Source organism: Halomonas sp. 3F2F (assembly GCF_014897805.1).
Taxonomy (GTDB): domain Bacteria; phylum Pseudomonadota; class Gammaproteobacteria; order Pseudomonadales; family Halomonadaceae; genus Vreelandella.
This window is the reverse complement of record NZ_JABUZE010000076.1, coordinates 103,707-126,018: the sequence shown is the minus strand read 5'-3', so window position 1 is coordinate 126,018 and position 22,312 is coordinate 103,707. Positions and strand designations below refer to the sequence as shown.

Sequence of the window (22,312 nt, the reverse complement as noted above, 5' to 3'; positions counted from 1 at the left end):
TCTCTTTGTGCCCTTACGCTTTATGCCGTAGCAAAAACACATGATGCAGGTTGGTTCGGCGTTGAAAATCCGGGTCAAACGTACGCGATGTAATATCTTCCACTGCGTAGCGCTCGCTGAGCCCCTCGTCTAGCTTGAAGCGTCGCTGATTGTTCGAGAACACCAGGGTACCGCCGGGCGCAAGACGCGCCATGGCCAGTTCCACCAGCCGCGGATGGTCACGCTGAACATCCAGGGTATCGCGCATTTTCTTGGAGTTAGAAAATGTCGGCGGGTCCATAAAGATCAGGTCAAACTCGGCGTTCGCGGTTTCAAGCCAGCGGAAACAGTCATCCCGCACCACACGATGTAGTCTTGGGTCCAGCTTATTCAGTGCAAAGTTGTCTCTCGCCCACTCAAGGTAGGTATTCGACATATCGACGCTGACACTGTCGCTTGCACCGCCCAAGGTTGCTTGCACGGTTGCCGTGGCAGTGTAGCAAAACAGGTTTAAGAAGCGTTTCCCGCTAGCCATCTCGTTAAGCAGGCGGCGCACTGGGCGATGATCCAAAAATAAGCCGGTATCCAAGTAGTCACGCAGGTTAACCCACAACCGAGCGTCACCCTCCTGCACTTCAAAGCGTTCACCGCTGGCATCCCGCTTCTGGTATTGGGCACTACCCGTTTGCCGCTCACGACGCTTTATATACACCTTGCCTGGGTCGACGCCGAGGGCATCTGGCAGCACTTCCAGGGCATCAAACAAGCGCTTTTGAGCCTGAGCGGGGTTGATTGAGCTGGGTGCGGCGTACTCTTGAACGTGCACTCGATCACCGTAACGATCGACTGCCAGCGCATACTCCGGCATATCAGCATCGTAAACACGATAGCAAGTCTCAGCGCTTTTCTTGAGCCACTTTTTCAGACGTTTTTGGTTTTTCGCCAGTCGGTTGGCAAACATTTGGGCATTTTCCGACACAGCAGGCTTGGCACTGATACTTGTTTGCTGCGCCTCTCCACCATTTTCTGAGACAGAAGAAACGCTGTCACTGCCTGGCATGCTGGCCGTGTGAGTGGCAATTTCCATCAGCAGCAACTTCGCATCCAGAGCACCGTTCTTCAGCGCATACTGCTTGTGAGCACGTAGCCCAAGGCGATGCCCCAAATCGGGGTTACCGGTAAACAGCGCCAGTGTCCAACCGGGAAACAGCGCTTTCGCCTTTTCTCCCAGCTGGGCATACAAACGCACCAACTCAGGCAATTCGCCTAAGCGCTCGCCATAAGGCGGGTTAGTTATCAATAGCCCACGTTCGGCAGTAATAGTCTCTGGCCTGCTTAGCTGACTTAGGCTCTGCCCATGCAAGGTAATTAGCGCAGGAATGCCCGCACGCATGGCGTTAGCTTTCGCTGCTGTCAATGCCGCCGGACTCTGATCAAAGCCCACCAGCGCCGTTTTACAGCGTTTACGGCCTATCGACGCCCGTGCCTCAGCTTCGCGCTTTAACTCTTTCCACAGCGGCTCGTCGTGGCCTGCCCAGCCCTGAAAGCCAAAGCGCTCCCGATTGAGATTGGGCGCTTGGTCGGCAGCCATTAACGCCGCTTCAATCAGCAACGTGCCTGCACCGCATAACGGATCTAACAGCGGCTCACCGGCTTTTGCTCGTTCAGGCCAGTCAGCACGCACTAGCAATGCGGCTGCCAAGTTCTCTTTCAGCGGTGCATGTCCAACATCACGGCGGTAGCCACGGCGGTGCAAACTTTCGCCTGAAAGATCAATTCCCAGACTTAAGTTAGCACGGTGTAGATGGGCGTAGATGCGCAGATCAGGCGTTTTGGTATCCACATTTGGACGCTCCTGACCTGCTAGCTGCAGCGAATCAACAACGCCATCTTTCACCGTCTGGGCACCAAACCGAGTATGGCGAATGTGGTCGCTGCGACCATGAAAATCTACCGCCAGCGTTTTGCCTGGCGTTAAATGCTGTGTCCAGGGAAGCCGGGCAACCACGTCACGCACTTGCTCAGCGGTATCAATCATCGGCTCCCGAGCCAACAGCAAAATAATGCGGTTAGCTAGCCGTGACCATAGGCATATGCGATAGGCGGTTGCTAGATTGGCGGAAAAATAAACGCCCGCCACGGTCGTTTTACCTAGCTCGGCTCCTAGCGCTGAAAGCTCATCAGCTAAAAGGCCTTCAATGCCTTTGGGGCAGGTAGCAAGGAGGTTTAGAGGGGCAGTTTGGCTCGACTCAGTCATGTTTATCGCCGCGCGTAAGAGCGCGATATTCCTATATATGGCAAATGAGTTTACGTCTTATGACAATTTGATGGTCGACAAGTGACCCCATAATGAGCTAACAATAAGAGTGTAGCTACTGAAAAACGCATGCGTTGTTTGTCAGGGTTTTATAAGCAACTTGCTTTCAAGACCCTAATTTGTCGAGTCTGCCGCTTTGCCCGTTCAGCACGTGAGTGCTAGGCACTAGCGTTGAGTGGCGGCTTGCCAAAGTTATCTATCGAAATAGCACTGATGCAAATATAGCATTTTTGCCCAGCGTGCTTTTCTTATCAAAGGCTTTCGTGAAAAGAGGTTAGCCAATGAAACGACAAAAACGTGATCGCTTCCAACGGGCTTATGTTCACGGCTATAAAGCGGGCATTACGGGTCGCTCCCGAGATGACTGCCCCAGTCAAGATGTCAATTTACGCGAATATTGGATGAGTGGTTGGCGTGAAGGTCGCGGTGATCAGTGGGACGGGATGACCGGCGTCTCCGGTATTCATAAAAATCCCATGGTGATGACCTAGTTTTTTACCTTTTCAAACATGACATTTGGAGTACGGAGCCCGCTGACAAGCGGGCTTTTTTATTGCTCAATTATGGCTGTTTCAATGCCTCGGCGCACGCTTTCACTAACCCAGGCCCTTGATAGATCAACCCTGAATAGAGCTGCACCAAGTCTGCGCCAGCGGCAATTTTAGCAGCAGCGGCCTCACCGCTATCAATCCCGCCCACACCTATAATAGGCAGCGTTGGCAGTTGCGCACGTAACAGGCGAATCACCCTATTCGATGCTTCAAAAACGGGTTTTCCAGAAAGCCCACCCGCCTCTTCTGACTGAGGGTCACTCTTAACGGCCTCGCGAGATACCGTGGTATTGGTCGCAATCACACCATCCAGTGCATTTCGAGCAATACTGTCGGCTACCAAGACAACCTCTTCTTCACTCATATCTGGGGCGATTTTAACCAGTAGCGGCACCTTGCGGCCTAACGCGTTGTCCAGCTCTTGGCTGCGCGATCGGATAGGCCCTAACAACGCATCCAGTTGCTCACCGAACTGCAATGTCCGTAGCCCAGGCGTATTGGGTGAGGAAATATTGACCGCAATATAATCAGCCACGCCGTGCACCGCTTCTAAACAGAGCAGGTAATCATCAAGCGCATTCTCCACAGAGGTGGTTAAGTTTTTGCCAATATTGATACCCACAACGCCTCTGTAGTGGCGCTTTTTCACCTGGGCAACAAGGTGCTCAACCCCTTTGTTATTAAATCCAAAGCGGTTAATGATCGCCTCGTGGCCTGCAAGCCGAAACAGGCGTGGCTTCGGGTTGCCTGGCTGCGCTTTGGGCGTCACGGTTCCTACTTCTACAAACCCAAAGCCCAGCGCGCCCAGCGCATCCAAGTGATCGGCATTTTTATCCAGCCCTGCAGCAAGCCCTACCCGATTACTAAAACGCAGCCCCATCAGTTCGACAGGGTCGCTCACAGGCTCACCATATACCCGCTGCACACCGCCCACCCGATGCAGAGTATCTAACGCACCCAGCGCCAACCCATGAGACGTTTCTGGGTCGAGTCGAAACAACAGCGAACGGGCGAAGTTATACATCAGCGAGGCTCTCCAGAGCAGTGGGCATGAAGCAGACGAACGGACACGCTACATGTGGGCAAATAGACGACATAGTGCGCGGCGCGCAGAGTATAGCGTAAATCAAGTTATCTTCGCAGCGCTGAGCGGCGAGAAAGGCGATGCCGTGAAAAAGCGCTCACAAGAGCGGTATCAAGAGCAGTCTCAAGAACGGTCTCAAGAACCGTCATAAAAAAACCGCGCCCTGATTCAGGGCGCGGTAGGTGGTGTTACTCATCGGGCAAGATAATCGCTAGCTTATGGCTTACCCTTCACTATCACTTTCAGCAAGATCGACCAGTTCACGCACGGCAACAGCAAATAATGCAAAGCCGCCTTCACTGCCACCGCGCACCTCGTCAATCAAATGGCACCAGCGACGGTGTAGCTCGGCGTGCTGCTCAAGCCACTGAGCCACACGCTCTTGAGTGTCACGACTACCCGCTTCCAGCTTCAGAACACTGGTCGTTAGTGCCAGTTGCTGGCGATCAATATCGTCACGGAAGGTTTCTCGCGCTTGCGCTTGCCACGCATCACGCACTTCCAGCTGGGTCACCTGCTGGATAATCCAGGGTAGCTCTAGACGGCTGCCAATTTCGTAGAACACTTCGGCCACACGCTGAGGCTTCTCATTGGTGACCCGCGCTGCGTGAATAATGCCCAAACCTGCATAGAGACTAGGCGATGCAGCCACCGTAGAGGCTAGCGCTTCTGGCACACCTGCTTCTAGCAGCTCGTCACAACGCTTACGCCATGTCGCCTTCTCTTCTCCGCTGAGCAGTTCACCAATCCCTTCTTGCAGTTGAGCAAGGCGAGGTCCGAAGTACTCAATTGTATCTTGGGTCGACAATCCCAAATGCTGACGCAGGAACCAGCGCGTCGCGCGGCGAATCATGCGCATCAGGTCGAGCATCATTGAGTACTGCACACGGTTCGGCACTTGGTTGTCCAGCGCCTCAATCTGTTCCCACAGTGCCGTCAGGTTAAACGCGTCTCGAGCGACCACGTAAGCACGAGCAATATCAGCTCGACCTGCGCCGGTAGAGTCCATTAGACGACGAACGAAGACGATACCCATGTGGTCAACTAGATCGTTGGCCACTTGGGTGGCAACAATTTCACGCTTCAGACGGTGGTCGTACATCTCGGTCTGGTAGCGTTCCGTCAACACCTCAGGGAACAAGCGTTCTAAATGACGATGAATGTAGGGATCATCCGGCACATCAGAGTTGATCAAATCGCCTTTCAGGGTGCTCTTAGCGTAAGAAATCAGCACCGACAGCTCAGGTAACCGCATGCCCTGATCATGACTGGCGCGCTCTTTAAGCACATCATCGGCAGGCAAGAACTCTAATTCACGATCAATTTGACCGGCTGACTCAAGCTCACTGATAAAGCGACGGTATGGCCCCATGCCTTGGTGAGACAGAATTTCTGACAGATCCAGCGCTTGGGTTTGACGATAGTTATCGAGAATGACTAGGTTAGCAACTTCCTCGGTCATATCTGATAGCAGCTGGTTACGCTGTTTGTCGGTCATGTCACCACGCTTAACCACTTCATCAATCAATATCTTGATATTGACCTCATGGTCAGAGCAGTTAACCCCGCCCGCATTATCGATAAAGTCTGTATAAACGCGCACACCTTTAGCGGCCGCTTCCATCCGGCCACGCTGGGTCAAGCCCAAGTTTCCGCCCTCACCAACAACGCGGCAATTCAACTCAGCGCCGTTAATACGCAGCGCGTCGTTGGCTTTGTCGCCCACGTCGGCGTCGGTTTCATCGGAGCTCTTCACATAGGTGCCGATACCACCGTTCCACAACAGATCAATCTTGGCCTTCAGCATGGCGCGGATCAGATCATTGGGTGAAAGGCGCGTTTCTTCGATACCAAACACCTGCTGCATTTCCGGGCTAATCGGGATCGATTTCGCGCTGCGGCTAAAGACACCGCCCCCCTGTGAAATCAGTTCAGCATTGTAGTCTTCCCAACTGGAGCGCGGCAGGTTGAACATGCGCTTGCGCTCGGCGAAAGCAGCTTCCGCGTCGGGGTTTGGATCGACAAAAATATGCAGGTGGTTAAATGCGCCTACCAGCTGGATTTTATCCGACAGCAGCATGCCGTTGCCGAAAACATCGCCAGCCATATCGCCAACGCCCACTACCGTGAACAAATCTTGCTGGGTATTCACGTCAAGGTTTTTGAAGTGACGCTTGACGGATTCCCAGGCACCACGCGCGGTAATCGCCATTTTCTTATGGTCGTAACCGTTAGCACCGCCAGAAGCAAAGGCATCCCCGAGCCAGTGGCCATACTCTATGGATATCTCATTTGCGATATCCGAGAAAGTTGCGGTCCCTTTATCGGCTGCAACGACAAGGTAGGTGTCGTCGCCATCATGGCGAACCACATTTTGCGGTGGCACAACCTCACCACCCACTAGGTTGTCAGTGACATCCAGCAGTGCGCGAATAAAGATTTTGTAGCAGGCGATACCTTCTTTCTGCTGAGCTTCACGACCAGCATTTTCTGGCATGCGTTTGCATACGAAACCGCCTTTAGCTCCCACGGGCACGATAACCGCATTTTTTACCTGCTGGGCTTTTACCAGACCCAACACTTCCGTACGGAAATCTTCGTGGCGATCTGACCAGCGCAAGCCACCGCGAGCAACTTTACCGCCACGCAGGTGAACACCTTCTACGCGGGGTGAACAGACAAAAATCTCAAACGCCGGACGGGGCTTGGGCATGCCCGTGACTTTCGAGGGCTCCAGTTTATAGGAGATATAGTCTTTAAAACGGCCATCATCCGCTTTTTGGTAGTAGTTAGTGCGCAGAGTTGCTTGAATAAGCTCCATAAAGCGACGCAGCAACTGGTCATCATTAAGGCTGGCGACACTTTCCAGGTTCTCATTTAAACGAGCAATACAGTCATCTAAGCTGCTTGGCTGATGCTTGGGATCAAAGCGCAAGCGGAATAGCTCAACGAGCGCCTGGGTGATTACCGGGTAATTAGCTAGAGTAGCCGCGATGTAGTCCTGCGACATACCAAAGCGAATCTGCTTAAGGTAACGGGCATAACCGCGCAGCATGGCGACTTCACGCCAATCAAGGCCAGCACCAATTATCAGACGGTTAAAAGCGTCGTTATCCGCCTCTCCGGCCCATATACGCTTAAACGCTTCGCTGAAGGTGTCACGCATCTCACTTAAATTAACGCCTTCGCGACTATGTTCCAGTTCGAAGTCATGAATCCAGTAACGCTGCTGCGGGGCATTAATGTCATAAGGGCGCTCGCCGATAACGCGCAATCCCAGGTTTTCCATCATCGGTAGCACATCAGACAGCGGGATCTGCGTTTCACGATGGAAAAGCTTTAAGTTCATACCGCCCGCTTGCTCTTCCAAGGGGCGATAAAGTGACAACGAGAGATCGTCACCGCTATCCAGGGTCAGCAGATGCTGAACATCAAACACCGCTGTGCGCGCGTTGAAATCTTCTCGGTAGCTGGCCGAGAATGCATCATGGAAGTGATCCATTTCGTGGTTGGCACGCTCTTCACCAAACCCTTCGATCATTGCTTCTTGAAGCTCATCACGCCAGCTACGTGCCAAACGTGCCACTTTGCTTTCTAAGCGCTTAAGATCGTATTGACTTGGTCCTTCACCATTAAAGCGCAGAATAAGCTGAATACGAGCTAAAACCGACTCTGACAAATAGGTGTTAAAGTCGCCAAAATGAGCGTCTAGCTCATCGCATAGCATCGTTTGTATGCGCTGGCGCAGGTCAGTAGAGAACACATCTCTTGGAACAAAGACTAAGCAAGAGTAGAACTTACCGCTGACGTCCGCGCGAATAAACAAGCGCACTTGGCGGCGTTCGCGGATATTAAGAATACCGAGTGACGTGCTGGCCAGGGATTCGGTGCTGATCTGGAATAGGTCATCACGCGGATACACTTCCAACACTTGCAACAGCTGTTTGCCGTTATGCCCCTGGGGGTTAAACCCGGCAATATCCATCACCGCTTTCAACTTGCGACGCAGCAGCGGAATATTGCGTGGCGATTCGTTATAAACCGTAGATGTGAACAAGCCAAAGAAGCGCCGCTCGCCGATCACATTGCCATCGTCGTCATAGCGATCAACGGTAATGTAGTCTGGGTATGTGGGGCGATGCACCCGGGAGTGATGCGCGCTTTTAGCAAACGACAGTAGCTGGGGTACTAGTACATAGTCGCCATTCTCATCAACCCCCTCTTCAGTGCGGATGCGCTCGCGATAACGCGGCTGATCAAGGCGGAAAACCCCTAGAACACTATTAGGATCGCGCTGCAGCTCTTTGCCTTCCAACAGATACTCGTCGTACCCCAGGAAGGTAAAGTTGTCTTTGAGCAGCCACTCTAAAAACGCGATGGCCTCTTCATGATCGTCAGGATCAATTTGCGGGGGGCAGTTTTTCTCTAACTCTTGAATAGCCGACGTGATTTGACCGCACATCTCGTCAAAATCGCTGACGGCGGTTCTAACATCACGTAGCACTTCATGTAACTTATTCTCAATTTTGGTCAGCGATTCAGGATCCGAGTGGCGATCCACTTCAATGACCATCAGCGACTCACGCGCCTCAGGCGCATCTTCATCTCTTGGCGAGGCAAGTGCTTTGAGCTGATGCTGACTATCACGCGCCACGGCAAGCACAGCGTTCTGAATAGCGTGAACCGTCAGTCCGCGACGATTAAGCTCTATTCGTACCGAGTCAACCAAAAATGGCATATCTTCGTGCAAAACGGCAACGAAGGTGTGGGTTGACTGCCAGCCATGCTCTTCAAAGTCGGGATTGAAGATGCGCACCTTGGGATTTTTGGGATCGTGATGCTGTAAAAACTGCCAAATCGACAGTGTGGCCCCATACAAGTCGTCTAAACGCCGGTCAACCAAGTCTTCAACGGGTACCGTGGCGTAGAAGTGGCGAGCAAAGGCTTCGACATCTGCCGCTCGCTCCGGCTCCAGTCGCGCATCCAATCGCTCTTGTAGCTGCTTCAAAAGATCCCGCCGACTCTCTTCAATCGCAACGTAATGCATCCATCACCTCGACTGCCTGGGGCCACAATTTAGGCCAAAAAACGAAGGACAATAGGCCTTTAGGCCACACTATCCACTAGCTTACGCTACCGTTGCTTATCCCCCTAACCATCTGACAGGTTATTCATGGTGTATGCCGCTTATGCATCATAAGCACTATTGACAAGAGCTCTTAAGCATTATCGGCAATTTCTCAATTACCCAGCGCTCTTTCGTGTGAGTAATACACCGCATTCACAATGCTCGGTAAACGGAAACTGATCAAAAAGCGCGAACCGTTCAATATGGTGTGTTTGAGTCAGTATGGTTAAGTTTTCAGCTAGCGTTGCCGGATTGCATGAAATATAGACGATTTGAGCGTATTCGCTGATTTGATGACAACTTTCGGCGTCCAAACCCGCTCTTGGTGGATCGACTAGCACGGTGGAAAACTCATACGCATCCAACGCCATCTCCGTCACTCGGCGACCTGTTTTCTCGCCCTTTAGCGCCAAGGCGAACTCTTCAGCGGACATTCTTACGACCTGAGCATTGGTTACACCGTTAGCGTCCAGATTGACGTTAGCGCTGGCAACCGAGGTGCGCGAAATTTCCGTCGCCAAAACGCGGCGGAAGTTATCCGCTAACGCAATGGTAAAGTTACCGTTACCACAGTAAAGCTCCACCAAGTCTTCATCCTGCCGTCCAGCGGTGGCCTCCCTGGCCCAGCTAAGCATGGTCTGGCAGATATGCGCATTCGGCTGCGTAAAACTGTTTTCGACCTGTTGATACACCAGCTCACGTCCATCAACGGTTAAGCGCTCCCACACATGATCGCGGGTTAGCACCAAGCGCTGCTTGCGCGAACGGCCAATAATCATGATGCCAAGCGCCTCCTCCAGTGCGCGCGCTTCGGCCTCCCAGGCCTCGCCTAGCGGGCGGTGGTAGATCAGCGTTACCAAGGCTTCGCCAGACAACGTGGTTAAAAACTCAACTTGAAATAAGCGCCGACGAAGTTCATCGCTGGCAAGAAACGCTTCTCGCAGACGCGGCATCAGCGCATTGATATGCTCACTGGCGACGGGGAACTGATCCAAACGCACGACACGCTTGTTTTTGGGATTGTGCGAATCGACCTCAAACATAGCGTAGAAGAGGTCATCATCTTCATGCCAAATACGAAATTCGCAGCGTTGCCGATAGTGGCTCGGCGGTGAGGGGTAGACTTCAAGCGTGGGCGTGGTGAACGCTGCAAAGGTTTTCTCCACGTAGGCTTGCTTTTCAGCGAGCTGTTCGGCGTAGCGTTCTGGTTCTACAGTGGGGATCGCCAAGGTAGTTCCTCATTTAAGTAAATAACATCAATAAAAACAAACAACCTAACAGAGGGACTACACCGCGTTAGGAATCGTTAATCGTTGTGGCGCGTGAAAACCAAAGCGTGCCAACCCGTTAGTAAGTTGCGACGCTGATGCTGTCGTGAAGCAACGCCCATCTTGGGCGCTGTTGGCTATGGTCGGTGCCACTTGCCCTACTCGGCGGGCAATTGCATCGCCAGAATCCACCCACGCCAAGGGTACCGGCGATAGCCGGATTAGCTCAGTTTTCAACAGTGGAAAATGGGTACAGCCCAGCACAACCGTATCGAGTGCTGGGTTGGTCTGGGTAGCCTGCCATAAAGGTGTTAGCGCTAGGTTTATGCGCTGCTGGTTAATCGGTATGCCGGATAGCCACGCTTCTGCCTCTGTAACAAGCTCACCTGCTGCCACCCTGGTGATCACACAGTCACTCGCGAAACTATTAATTAACGTCTGCGTATACGGCCTATTGACGGTCGCCGCTGTGGCGAGCAAGCCAATGTGACGTGTCTGACTACTCAACGCAGCAGGCTTGATAGCAGGCACCGTTCCAACAACCGGAATATCTAACGCTGCACGCAATCCCTCTAACGCTAGAGTGCTAGCGGTATTACAGGCAACGACCAAGACACTCGCCTGACAGGCATCTACGGCCGCTTTGCATACCGAGACAATACGCTGGGAGAGCGTCACATCATCACGTAGACCATAGGGTAGCCACGCATTATCACAGGCATAGCACATTGCCAGATGCGGGTAATGCTGGCGAAGCGCATGGGCAACAGAAAGGCCACCCACACCTGAATCAAACAGTAGTACAGGCCCTGACATCACTGCTTAACCATCCAATACGCGTTGTACATGCCACCCTCCTCAAGCCGCCAATAAAAAACGGGGCGTTAGTCTAACACGCCCCGTTACACCTTGAGTGATCAGCTTACGCGCTACATTGGTGGCACTTCGGCACCACGCAATTCAGCGTAAAGTTCGGGGTACGCTTGCTGGAGGCGCTCTAGTTCTTGTTCAGCCCCTTCAGGTAGCGCTTGACGAAGCTCCTCCATATCCTCTTCGCTGAAATGCTCATCTATCAATGGGAACAGGCCCTCTCTCTCATGACGGAGATAGGCACGGTGGGCATCAAGGTACGCTTTCAACGCCTCTGCAAAAATATCCATGGGGAGCACGTTATCCATTAGAATCATGTCGATATCATTGGATAAACGAGACAGACGTGGCTTTAATTTACGATAGTCACTGGCCATCTGCTCCATCAATGGAAGGTGCTCAGGGGCCTGCTTCTGCAGACGTTCCACGCAGATTTTTTCCAGCGGAGAAGCAAAACCATCCATATAAGACAAAATGTAGTCCACCACCTCACGCATCAACTGGAAGTCGGGCCGTTCACCGCTCGCGAGTGTTTTTTGTTTCAGTTGCAACACATGGAGCATTCGCGCCATGTTGGCATGATCTAGACGCAGTTGGTTTAACATCTTGCCGTCTCCTTTGTAAGTGCCTTACCTTTCGCCCATTGCCTGCTAACGCTTAGGCGCATGGCATGAGCTGGGTTCAACTACACTGGTGTTAATCGTTACCATGCGCCTTTGGCATTACCTAGGCAAGCAGGCGCTTATCCGTCGGTTATGCCCAAAGGTAGCCCGACGTTACATTATTTACCACAGACACGTGTTAATCGTTGATTGTTCAACGGCAAGATTTACGCTGGAAATTTATAGGGAACGTTTATATGGATCTTTTTGACCGCGCGTCCGTTACCACGAGTGAAGACGTACCCCTTGCCTACCGTATGCGCCCTCTAACCCTTAACGATTACGTCGGCCAGCAAGCATTAGTGGGGCCTGAAAAACCGCTACGCCGAATGGCGGAGTCTGGGGTCGTGCGTTCAATGATTTTATGGGGGCCACCTGGCGTTGGCAAAACCACGCTAGCAGAGTTACTAGCCCGCGCTTCTGGCGCTCATCTTGAGCATTTAAGTGCCGTCATGGCCGGTGTGAAAGAAATCCGTTCAGCAGTAGAGCGAGCACAGCAACGCACATCGCCTACACTTCTATTCTTAGATGAAATCCACCGTTTGAACAAGAGTCAACAGGACGCGCTGCTGCCCCATGTGGAGTCCGGCCTGCTAACACTGATCGGCGCAACAACAGAAAACCCCTCATTTGAGGTCAACTCGGCGCTACTTTCCCGTGCTCGGGTCTATGTACTTAAACCGCTGAGCCATGACGAACTTCTCCAGGTGTTATCTCAAGCATTAAACGATGCGGAGCATGGCCTGGGGAAGCGCCGCATCGAGATGGAAGAGGGAGTATTAGAGGCACTTGCTCATGCCAGTGCAGGCGACGCACGTCGCGCGCTGGGACTACTAGAAACGGCCTGCGACTTTACTGAACAGCATGGTGATAAAGAGGTGCTGCACAAAGCGGTGCTAGCCGATGTGGTAGGTCATCAATCAAGCGCCTTTGATAAGCAGGGTGACGCTTATTACGATTTATTATCAGCCGTTCATAAATCAATTCGCTCATCACGTCCTGATTCAGCCCTGCTGTATATGGCACGCTTTTTACAGGGGGGCGGCGACCCGCTTGATATTGTGCGCCGCTTAACGGCGATTGCCTCAGAAGATGTAGGAAATGCTGACCCTCGAGCACTGCCCCTGGTCATTGCTGCCTGGGATGCCTATTTACGTTTAGGCGATTACGAGGGCCAGCGGGCGATTGCCCACGCCGCCATTCATTTAGCGGTTGCTCCAAAAAGTAATCGTATTGATCGTGCCTGGAAGGCTGCACAGCAGTTTGTGCAGCAGCAACCACAGCTGGAAGTTCCCAGCTATCTTCGTAACGCTCCCACCAAATTGATGGAGCAGTTAGGACACGGCCAAGGTTATCGCTACGCGCATAACGAAACCTATGGCTACCCTGCTGGCAGCGCTCATGACTGTTGGCCTGATGACGTACCTAACACACGATTTTATGAACCGAGCGCCTTTGGTCAGGAGAAACGCTTTGGTGAGATAATGGCGTGGCGGGAACAGCAAGACCTAGAAGCAGATCAGGCACCTTAAGGTGCCTGATCTGGTCATCGTGCGACATTATTGCGAGCGTGTACTGCTCTTCTCACACCATTTTTCACAGCTCTTCACGGATAACATCAGTGCCTTCAGGAATATCAAAATTGAATAAGCTGCGGTCAATACTACCGTTACGAGTAATGTCGCTAAACGTAATCGCGGTACGCTGACCAGTACTGTCCATCATCCACAGCTGCGTTAAGGTCTGATTGTCAAAGACCATGCTCAGCTCTTCAAATAACGTATCCGCTGAGATAGGAATCAGCGTAAATACGTCATCACCGTCCTGCTGCTCATGAAATACGTCATAGCTAGCAGTTAAATCGCTTGCACTGCCTGAAAGCAACAGCGCGGGGGTATGAGTGACCCGATCATCCATTGCCTGAATGGTGACTTGCTCAAGATCAGGGTCATAGAGATAAACATCATCACCATCCGAGACGACGACTTGCGTATAAGGCGCATCGACTTCCCAACGTAGCATGCCAGGGCGCGAGAGCCACATTTCTCCACGCGCGCTTTGTAAACGCTCACCACCACCGTCCAAAATTTGCTGTTCAAACGTCGCTTGATAGTTCTCAAGCGGGTCAAGCCGCTCAGTAAGGCGCTCTGCAGCCTCGTTTGCCCACGCAATAGGCGATGCAAAGGCTAACCCTAGCGCACTGGCTGCTAACGCTAACGCTGATGAGCGTCGAGTATGTGTATCGCGCATTATTTTCTCCCTAGGCAGTCATTGCCGGATAGCGGACAAGGCAAGGAGCGTTAAGACGATCCGTGTAGCCTCTCAGACGCAAAACGCGCCGCAGGGTTTCACCTACGGCGCGACTTTCACGCTTATTGCATTATTGAACCAAGCGCCGGGCACTCATTAACAGATAAGTCAGTGGCCTATCGGTGGCGGTGCCAACACTTCACGGGCACCGTTAGACCCCATAGAGGTAACCACACCGGCACCTTCCATTGCTTCCACCAAGCGTGCCGCGCGGTTATAGCCGATTTTGAAGCGACGCTGAACGGCAGATATAGAAGCTTTGCGTGTTTCGGTAACGAACTGAACCGCCTCATCGTAAAGCGCATCCTGCTCTGCATCATCGCCATCTACGCCCTCAGCCTCAAGACCCGTCAGCGCATCGGCAGTTACACCGCCTGACAAAATCTCTTCAATGTACTCAGGCGCGCCACGCCGTTTCCAATCATCCACGACCCGGTGCACTTCGTCATCGTCTACAAAAGCACCATGAATCCGGTTAGGCGGCCCTGAACCAGCGGGTAGGTAAAGCATATCACCATGGCCAAGCAGGCTTTCGGCGCCCCCCTGATCCAGAATGGTACGCGAATCAATCCGCGACGATACCTGGAAGGCCATTCGCGACGGAATATTCGCCTTAATCAGCCCCGTCACCACATCAACAGAGGGGCGCTGAGTAGCCAAAATCAGGTGGATACCCGCGGCACGCGCCTTTTGTGCCAAACGAGCAATGAGTTCTTCAACTTTCTTGCCGACGATCATAAACATGTCGGCGAATTCGTCGATCACCACCACGATGTAGGGCAGTTTTTCAAGGATCGGAGGCGTTTGATGCATTTCCCATGGCTGCGGCTCCCAAAGCGGGTCGGCAACTTGTGCGCCGGCACTCTCAGCTTCATCTAAACGACCATTAAAGCCAGCAATGTTGCGCACCCCCATTGCCGCCATTAATTTGTAGCGGCGCTCCATCTCCGCAACACACCAGCGCAGACTGTTTGCAGCTTCCTTCATATCCGTGACCACGGGCGCCAAAAGGTGCGGAATACCATCGTAAACTGACAGCTCCAGCATTTTTGGGTCAACCATGATCAGCTTGAGCTCATCTGGGGTCGCTTTTAGCAGCATGGAAATCAGCATGGCATTTACACCCACTGACTTACCAGACCCCGTCGTACCCGCAACCAGAAGGTGAGGCATCTTGCCTAGATTAGCGACAACCGGCCCGCCGCCAATGTCCTGGCCCAACGCCATGGTCAGTGGCGAGCTCTCCTGTTGATAGCGGTCAGAGTCAATGACTTCACGCAGACGAATCATCGCTCGATGGGGGTTGGGTATTTCAATGCCAACCGTTGGACGACCAGGAATGACCTCCACCACACGTACACTCTTGACCATTAACGAGCGTGCCAGGTCTTTAGCAAGGTTACTGATTTTGGAAACTTTCACCCCAGCCGCTGGCTTAATTTCAAACCGGGTGATAACAGGACCAGGCCATGTATCAACGACTTCTGCTTTAACACCATACTCACGCAGCCGCACTTCCAGGAGCTCCGCCATATCAGCAAGCTGCTCGTCGGTGTAATTAGGCTCATGCGGCTCTGGAGGCGTCAGCAGTTGGAGACTGGGCACATCCCCTTCTGGCTCATCGAAAGTTTCAAACGCCGGACGCTGGCTCTGCAGATGCTCAACCGTCCACAGAGTAGGCCCATTGTCGGCTTCTTTCTCCTCAGAAGACGCCACGTCGGCAGACATGTCATTTGAATCCACCGTCTCAGAAGACTCACCTCGGGGAACCTCAACCCTAGGTGCCTCCGCCCTGGATACCTCAGTTCCGGATACATCAGTCCTGGATACATCAGAATCATGTAGCGTTGGCTCTTGGCGCACGCCAGTAACGGCTGGTCGTGCGACAGGAAGGTCATCTTCCTCATCATCCCATACTGGCTCTGGCACGACTTCAGGTACCCGTTCGGAACGCGGTTCAGGGGTCGTCGCATGTACAGGGCGAGAGTAAGATTCATCTCGCGGCGTGATTGCGGGCGTATGCTCGGGTTCAGGCATGCTCGTCGAAACAGAGGCCATCTCACGTTCAACGTCGTCGCCTTGCTTAGCTGCATCATGCTGTTTTATTTCATGCGCTGCATAAGGCATCGCCTGAGGCGTAGCTTGATGCTCTGTTTCATCGCCGTCTGTCGATGAATTAAATGGCTGCGTTTCTGCTGGCTGGAAACTAGGCGCAGGATGAGAAGCCGCTTTTTCACCGGCTAGCTCATCACTCGATGGCCGATCGAACGTGGGCTCTGCCTCTCGCGCGGAGAGCGGTACTGAAGGTGTCGGCTCGCTGCTTTCATCCTTGATGCGCACCGCAAAAGCATCCTCGCGAGGCGCGCTGGGCAATTTTTCCTCGTCATCTTCTACAGCGCGTTCCGCAACCTTTTCCACATCGTTGTTCACAACAGGCTCTATTTTAGGCTCTGTTTTCACTTCTGTTTTAACTTCTGCTTTAGCTTCACGCCGCTCTTCAACTGCGGTTTCAAGCGGCTGGTCATTAGGCTCAACCGGCGGAGCATCCTGAGGGACGTCCATCTCAGGAGCAGGCTGCTCAGGCGCAGTTGAGGATGCACGTTTGGGCATCTCTTCCTCAGGCAACGCACCTGAAAATGCAGCAGCTGCCCATGGAATTGAGGTATCTGTCGTCGTTGAAAAACTAGGCTCACGACGTACGCGGCTGCTTTCTTGGGCGGGTGCTTGCTGGTGACTACTCTCTTTTGGACTTGGGCGTTGCGAGTCACTCTCTGGCTTAGCCGCTTTAAATTCAGCTAGTGGTTTCTCTTTTACTTTCTGAGACGCCGCTTTCGCGGCAGCACGCACAGCAGCACGCTGGGAGCGCCTCTCACGCCCTTTAGCGCGCCGAGCGCTGAACCAGCCGCCTACTTTACACAGACGACGACCAAGCTCATCAGCCAGCTGTAACCACGACATGCCGCTAAACAGTGGAAAACCGATCAAGATTAGCGCAGCAGAAATAAGACCAACGCCACCACTGCTGACAAGTGGCTTTAGCGTGCTCCCTAACCCTTCGCCCAATATACCGCCAGAGGCGTAAGGCAAAATGCTGTCAGGATGATAAAAATGCAGTGCACCCAACATCGTCGTGCCGAAGATAAGCAGCACTAATCCTCCGGTATGGACAGCAATCGCTACCGGATCGATATCAAAGCGCACTTGGCGTGACCTCATTAGCCACCAGGCTGCATAACCAAACATTCCCGGCCACCACAAGGCACTTGCTCCCAGCAGCGAATAAAGCACGTCCGCCAGCCAAGCACCAACAGGCCCCATCCAGTTATGAACATCCGTTTCCGGCCCTTGATAAGACCAACCTGGGTCGGCAGGGTCATAACTAAACAGTGCCAATAACAAAAATACGCACAGCGCAAGCAGCACCACGACCACGCCTTCGCGCGCCGAGCCCTGCAAGCGCAGACCAAATCGACGAGCTTTATCCTTTGCGGCTTTAACTCGCCCAGTTGAGGCCGTTGATGATGGTTGACGCGAGTTACGTTGCGTTCGCTTGTCTACCGCCTTATTTACTTTCAAGCGATTCTCCCTTTACACCTCAATGGTGTCTTTAATCCACTTGCGAGTTTGCATCATACCGAGCATCCTTTCGCCGTCACAGCGCTTCTATCGAAGTGTTCAGTAACAGGAGCAAACAATGCTACCTTGGCTTTCATCGCCACAGCCTATCTTTCCGTCTACCGACCTTGCCCTCGAGTCACCGAACGGCCTTCTTGCCGCAGGCGGAGAGCTCTCCCCCCACTGGTTAATCCACGCTTACCGAAAAGGTATTTTTCCATGGTATAGCGATGATGAACCTATTTTGTGGTGGAGCCCCAACCCACGTATGGTATTGCAACCAGCACAGTTTAAACGACGTCGTAGCCTTGTTAAGCGATTGCGTCATGGTGGCTTTATCGTCACTCTGGATCAACAGTTTGAAAACATTGTTAAAGCATGCGCTGCGCCACGCTCTGGGGAGCCAGGCACTTGGATCAATCAAGATATGCGTCACGCTTACCAACGTCTACATGAGCTAGGCATCGCGCATAGCATTGAAGTGCATCTTGATGGCCAACTGGTTGGCGGGCTTTATGGGTTAGCAATGGGGCCAATCTTCTTTGGTGAATCAATGTTCTCGAAAGTGCCCGATGCCTCTAAAATCGCCCTCGCCCACTTAGCCCATGCTATGCAACACCATGAGGGTAAACTGATCGACTGCCAGATGCACACACCTCACTTGGCGAGCCTTGGTGCGACAACAGTCGCTCGTAAGACGTTCATCAACTATCTTGAAAAGTGGTTGCCTAACGAGGCATTTAACTTAACGAATATGACCAATGAAGCGCCTACTATACCTGGATCACCGTGGCTTGGTGCCATTGCCTCAGGCCACTGTTCAGAATGGTAAGCGTATTCAAACTAGTCCATATTCAAGCTAGTCCATGTTCAAACTAAGCAAGGAGGCAAGCCGTGAGTAGTAACGCTCCTCGCCGCCCTGTGCGGGATTTGCGCTTCTTCCTAACCGTTCCCCATGCCTGCAGCTATCTTCCTGGCAAGGAAGCAACCACTCTGTTTCTGGATCCCCAGGAATCTCCCGTTCCCGGCGTTTATGACTCACTTTCGTTACTCGGCTTTCGTCGCAGCGGTCGCCATCTATACCGCCCTCACTGCGAGGGTTGCAATGCCTGTCGCTCAGTACGCATTCCTATCAGCGACTTTAGCGCTAATCGCACCCAACGCAAACTCCGGCGTCTTAATGCCGATATTGCTACACGGGTAGTGCCTGCACGCTATGAGGCAGAGCATTATGCACTTTATGCAGACTATATCCGCTTACGCCACGCCGATGGTGACATGTATCCGCCAAGCCGGGAGCAGTATCGTACCTTTTTAACGCTTGAAGAACCCTATGCACACCTTTTAGAAATGCACCTGGATGGGAAGCTCGTCGCGGTCGCGGCATTTGATCAACTTGAGCATGGGCTATCGGCTATTTACACGTTTTTCAGTGTCGACAAGGCCTTGGAAAAGCGATCACTGGGAACGTTTGCTATTCTCAAACTTATTGAGCTGTGTGGTGAAAAGTCTCTCCCCCACTTGTATCTTGGGTATTGGATTGAGGAGTGCCGTAAGATGCGTTATAAGCGCGCGTTCACCCCAATAGAGGTGCTCGACGGGCGACATTGGCGGCCTTTAATTTGCTAAACTTGCCAGCTTTTTTGCCTTGATGGCAGGCTTACGGCACAATATAGCGCTGCTTGCTGGGTAACCGTCACCTGACGACGCCCATTGAAGTGACTAATTAGACCAAACCATTACGTTAAATAAGTGAGGATCTGCCTATATGGCACGCGAAGATCATATTGAAATGGAAGGCGTTATTGTTGATACCCTTCCCAACACCATGTTCCGTGTTGAGCTGGAAAACGGCCACGTCGTTACCGCTCATATTTCAGGCAAGATGCGCAAAAACTACATCCGTATCCTGACAGGTGACAAGGTAAAAGTAGAGCTGACGCCCTACGATCTGTCAAAAGGCCGTATTGTTTATCGCTCGCGCTAAGCCTTGGTAACGCCTACAAGCAAATACTGCCCGCGCATGCACGCATCCTGACTGAAAATATAGCGTAAGTACGGCGCCGCTCTCTGCAAACGACAACGCCCCGTCGGATGACAGGGCGCTGTGCTTTAGTGAGGCATGAGATAAGGGCTTAATGTAGACTTAGCGCCCTTTTCAGGGCGCATCCGCCATCTCCGACTCCGTTGACAAATGCAGCTCACCTTCTTCAAGGCTAACGTGCACGATGCCGCCTTGATCAGCCAGCTCGCCAAATAGAATCATCTCAGCCAACGGTTTCTTCAGTTTCTCCTGGATCAAGCGAGCCATTGGGCGTGCCCCCATATCGGGATCGTAGCCCTTCTCTGCCAACCAGTCTCTCGCGGTATCATCGACTTCAAGCTGTACACGCTTTTCGTCCAACTGCGCTTGTAGCTCGATTAGGAACTTATCGACAACGTTTCGCACAACAGACGTCTGCAGCGCATGGAACTGGATAATGCCATCCAAGCGGTTGCGGAACTCAGGCGAGAAGGTGCGGCGAATCACTTCCATCGCGTCAGTTGAGTGGTCTTGGCTTTGGAAACCGATAGAGCGCCGTGATGCCTGCTCTGCCCCTGCGTTAGAGGTCATGATCAGGATAACGTGACGGAAATCCGCCTCGCGGCCATTGTTGTCTGTCAAACGGCCGTGATCCATAACCTGCAGCAGCAGGTTAAACACTTCAGGGTGCGCCTTCTCAATTTCATCTAGCAGCAATACACAATGCGGCTGCTTGGTGACGGCCTCAGTTAACAGCCCCCCTTGGTCATAGCCGACATAGCCTGGTGGGGCACCAATCAAGCGTGAAACAGTATGACGCTCCATGTACTCCGACATATCAAAGCGTACTAGTTCGATACCCATGATATGCGCCAGCTGCTTAGCCACTTCGGTTTTACCAACACCGGTTGGGCCAGCAAACAAGAAACTACCTACTGGCTTATCTGGTGATTTCAAACCGGCACGGGAAAGCTTAATGGCAGCGGAGAGAGTATCGATGGCCTCATCTTGACCGAACACCAACATTTTCAAGTCGCGGTCGAGCTTCTCTAGCAACTTACGATCAGAACTTGACACACTCTTTGGCGGAATGCGCGCAATAGACGCCACTACCGCTTCTACCTGCTCAACATCAATGGTGTCAGTCCGCACTTCCGGCGGCAGCATACGCTGATGCGCGCCTGCCTCATCAATCACATCGATGGCTTTATCGGGTAGGTAACGGTCATTGATATAGCGATCAGCCAAACGAGCAGCGCTCTCTAGCGCGCCATCGGTGTACTTAATCTCATGGTGTTCTTCAAAGCGCGAACGTAACCCCTTGAGGATCTTGATGGTGTCATCCACAGAAGGTGCTAGCACATCCACTTTTTGGAACCGACGAGCCAGGGCGCGATCTTTCTCAAAAATACCGCGGAACTCTTGGAACGTTGTCGAACCGATACACCGCAACTCACCGGAGGAAAGCAAGGGCTTCAGCAAGTTAGATGCATCCATTACGCCACCCGAGGCAGCACCCGCCCCTATTACGGTATGAATCTCGTCAATAAAGAGCACGGCGTTAGGCTGCTTGCGTAATTCACTAAGCAAGCTTTTAAGGCGCTTCTCGAAATCACCGCGGTATTTAGTACCCGCTAACAACGCTCCCATATCAAGCGAGTAAACCACTGCATCGGCAATCACATCCGGCACGTCTTCTTCAACAATGCGCTTTGCTAGGCCTTCTGCGATAGCGGTTTTACCAACACCCGCCTCGCCAACCAGTAACGGGTTATTCTTGCGCCGGCGGGCAAGGATTTGCACCACGCGCTCAAGTTCATGGTCGCGCCCAATCAATGGATCTATTTTGCCTTGGCGCGCCTGCTCATTCAGGTTGGTAGCGTAACCGGTTAACGGATGCGCAGCTCCTTCAGAACTACCCTCTTCAGCATCTTCACTCTCTTGAGAAGACGGCGATGGAGCAGGCCCATGGCCAGCCACCTTCGAAATACCGTGAGCGATATAGTTAACAGCGTCTACGCGCGCAACGCTTTGTTGCTTGAGGAAGTAAACGGCTTGGCTTTCCTGCTCAGAGAAAATAGCGACCAGCACATTAGCGCCAGTCACTTCACTCTTTCCAGATGACTGCACATGAAATACAGCACGTTGCAGTACGCGCTGAAACCCAAGGGTAGGCTGGGTTTCGCGATCCGCCTGACTCTCAGGAATCAATGGCGTGGTCGAATTAATAAAATCCTGCAGATCGGACCGCAGCTTATCGAGATTCGCCCCACACGCCTTTAGCACGTCAACTGCTGACGCATTATCCAACAACGCCAGGAGCAGGTGCTCAACGGTCATAAACTCGTGGCGCTTTGAGCGAGCCACGGTGAAGGCCGTGTTCAGGGTAAGTTCAAGTTCTTTGCTCAGCATGGCAGTCCCCTTTTCGCTACTACCTAGGGCGTGTCGCCACCTAGGGCTTGCGTCGGATCAGTTTAATCGACCGGCACTTTCAACATCGGGTAC

General features: G+C 52.6%; 14 protein-coding genes. 5 read left to right on the top strand and 9 right to left on the bottom strand.

Annotation, left to right across the window (positions count from 1 at the left end; translation table 11 throughout):
- Nucleotides 1-13: 13 nt before the first annotated feature.
- The gene (rlmKL, locus tag INT21_RS09295; protein WP_193068092.1) at nucleotides 14-2,236 is read right to left on the bottom strand and encodes a bifunctional 23S rRNA (guanine(2069)-N(7))-methyltransferase RlmK/23S rRNA (guanine(2445)-N(2))-methyltransferase RlmL; all 2,223 of its coding nucleotides are present in this window, start codon (nucleotides 2,234-2,236) and stop codon (nucleotides 14-16) included.
- A gap of 341 nt (nucleotides 2,237-2,577) precedes the next feature.
- On the opposite strand from rlmKL, the gene rmf reads away from it, so the two are divergent.
- On the top strand, nucleotides 2,578-2,787 hold the full coding sequence (gene rmf / locus INT21_RS09290) for a ribosome modulation factor (RefSeq protein ID WP_009722578.1): 210 nt from the start codon (nucleotides 2,578-2,580) through the stop codon (nucleotides 2,785-2,787).
- 70 nt (nucleotides 2,788-2,857) lie between these two features.
- Here the strand turns inward: rmf and INT21_RS09285 are convergent, their stop codons facing one another.
- The 5 genes from INT21_RS09285 to INT21_RS09265 form a co-directional block, all read right to left on the bottom strand.
- Nucleotides 2,858-3,871, bottom strand: a complete 1,014-nt coding sequence (locus INT21_RS09285) for a quinone-dependent dihydroorotate dehydrogenase (RefSeq protein WP_193068093.1) — start codon at nucleotides 3,869-3,871, stop codon at nucleotides 2,858-2,860.
- A gap of 283 nt (nucleotides 3,872-4,154) precedes the next feature.
- Nucleotides 4,155-8,978 (bottom strand): NAD-glutamate dehydrogenase, encoded by a 4,824-nt coding sequence (locus tag INT21_RS09280; RefSeq protein ID WP_193068094.1) that lies wholly within the window; start codon nucleotides 8,976-8,978, stop codon nucleotides 4,155-4,157.
- Nucleotides 8,979-9,175: 197 nt separating this feature from the next.
- Nucleotides 9,176-10,288, bottom strand: a complete 1,113-nt coding sequence (gene trmA, locus INT21_RS09275; protein ID WP_193068095.1) for a tRNA (uridine(54)-C5)-methyltransferase TrmA — start codon at nucleotides 10,286-10,288, stop codon at nucleotides 9,176-9,178.
- Between the two features lie 57 nt (nucleotides 10,289-10,345).
- Complete coding sequence (gene murI, locus INT21_RS09270) at nucleotides 10,346-11,143, bottom strand: glutamate racemase (protein WP_089038719.1); 798 nt, start codon at nucleotides 11,141-11,143, stop codon at nucleotides 10,346-10,348.
- Between the two features lie 113 nt (nucleotides 11,144-11,256).
- Nucleotides 11,257-11,802 (bottom strand): hemerythrin domain-containing protein, encoded by a 546-nt coding sequence (locus INT21_RS09265; protein ID WP_089038720.1) that lies wholly within the window; start codon nucleotides 11,800-11,802, stop codon nucleotides 11,257-11,259.
- A 254-nt stretch (nucleotides 11,803-12,056) separates the two neighbouring features.
- Here INT21_RS09265 and INT21_RS09260 point away from each other — a divergent pair, with 254 nt between their 5' ends.
- A complete protein-coding gene (locus tag INT21_RS09260) occupies nucleotides 12,057-13,391 on the top strand; it encodes a replication-associated recombination protein A (RefSeq protein WP_193068096.1) in 1,335 nt (444 codons plus the stop codon).
- 64 nt (nucleotides 13,392-13,455) lie between these two features.
- On the opposite strand, the gene lolA is transcribed toward INT21_RS09260, so the two are convergent.
- Together lolA and INT21_RS09250 are read right to left on the bottom strand one after the other, a co-directional pair.
- Nucleotides 13,456-14,109: an outer membrane lipoprotein chaperone LolA gene (gene lolA, locus INT21_RS09255; protein WP_193068097.1), complete on the bottom strand. Its 654-nt coding sequence runs from the start codon at nucleotides 14,107-14,109 to the stop codon at nucleotides 13,456-13,458.
- Between the two features lie 168 nt (nucleotides 14,110-14,277).
- On the bottom strand, nucleotides 14,278-17,745 hold the full coding sequence (locus INT21_RS09250) for a DNA translocase FtsK (RefSeq protein ID WP_193068098.1): 3,468 nt from the start codon (nucleotides 17,743-17,745) through the stop codon (nucleotides 14,278-14,280).
- Between the two features lie 118 nt (nucleotides 17,746-17,863).
- Here INT21_RS09250 and aat point away from each other — a divergent pair, with 118 nt between their 5' ends.
- The 3 genes from aat to infA all read left to right on the top strand — a co-directional run bounded on the left by aat (nucleotide 17,864) and on the right by infA (nucleotide 19,771).
- Nucleotides 17,864-18,616, top strand: a complete 753-nt coding sequence (aat, locus tag INT21_RS09245) for a leucyl/phenylalanyl-tRNA--protein transferase (protein WP_089038724.1) — start codon at nucleotides 17,864-17,866, stop codon at nucleotides 18,614-18,616.
- Between the two features lie 62 nt (nucleotides 18,617-18,678).
- Nucleotides 18,679-19,413, top strand: coding sequence for an arginyltransferase (locus INT21_RS09240; RefSeq protein WP_038482539.1), 735 nt, complete (start codon nucleotides 18,679-18,681; stop codon nucleotides 19,411-19,413).
- 139 nt (nucleotides 19,414-19,552) lie between these two features.
- Nucleotides 19,553-19,771, top strand: a complete 219-nt coding sequence (gene infA, locus INT21_RS09235) for a translation initiation factor IF-1 (RefSeq protein ID WP_007111068.1) — start codon at nucleotides 19,553-19,555, stop codon at nucleotides 19,769-19,771.
- Nucleotides 19,772-19,942: 171 nt separating this feature from the next.
- On the opposite strand, the gene clpA is transcribed toward infA, so the two are convergent.
- Nucleotides 19,943-22,219: an ATP-dependent Clp protease ATP-binding subunit ClpA gene (gene clpA / locus INT21_RS09230; protein ID WP_089038725.1), complete on the bottom strand. Its 2,277-nt coding sequence runs from the start codon at nucleotides 22,217-22,219 to the stop codon at nucleotides 19,943-19,945.
- Between the last annotated feature and the right edge of the window lie 93 nt (nucleotides 22,220-22,312).

Coding starts and splice junctions, on each gene's coding strand:
- INT21_RS09285 (WP_193068093.1), bottom strand. CDS start 3,871: ATGTATAACTTCGCCCGTTCGCTGTTGTTTCGACTCGACCCAGAAACG.
- rlmKL (WP_193068092.1), bottom strand. CDS start 2,236: ATGACTGAGTCGAGCCAAACTGCCCCTCTAAACCTCCTTGCTACCTGC.
- INT21_RS09265 (WP_089038720.1), bottom strand. CDS start 11,802: ATGTTAAACCAACTGCGTCTAGATCATGCCAACATGGCGCGAATGCTC.
- murI (WP_089038719.1), bottom strand. CDS start 11,143: ATGTCAGGGCCTGTACTACTGTTTGATTCAGGTGTGGGTGGCCTTTCT.
- lolA (WP_193068097.1), bottom strand. CDS start 14,109: ATGCGCGATACACATACTCGACGCTCATCAGCGTTAGCGTTAGCAGCC.
- infA (WP_007111068.1), top strand. CDS start 19,553: ATGGCACGCGAAGATCATATTGAAATGGAAGGCGTTATTGTTGATACC.
- aat (WP_089038724.1), top strand. CDS start 17,864: ATGCTACCTTGGCTTTCATCGCCACAGCCTATCTTTCCGTCTACCGAC.
- rmf (WP_009722578.1), top strand. CDS start 2,578: ATGAAACGACAAAAACGTGATCGCTTCCAACGGGCTTATGTTCACGGC.
- INT21_RS09280 (WP_193068094.1), bottom strand. CDS start 8,978: ATGCATTACGTTGCGATTGAAGAGAGTCGGCGGGATCTTTTGAAGCAG.
- clpA (WP_089038725.1), bottom strand. CDS start 22,219: ATGCTGAGCAAAGAACTTGAACTTACCCTGAACACGGCCTTCACCGTG.
- INT21_RS09260 (WP_193068096.1), top strand. CDS start 12,057: ATGGATCTTTTTGACCGCGCGTCCGTTACCACGAGTGAAGACGTACCC.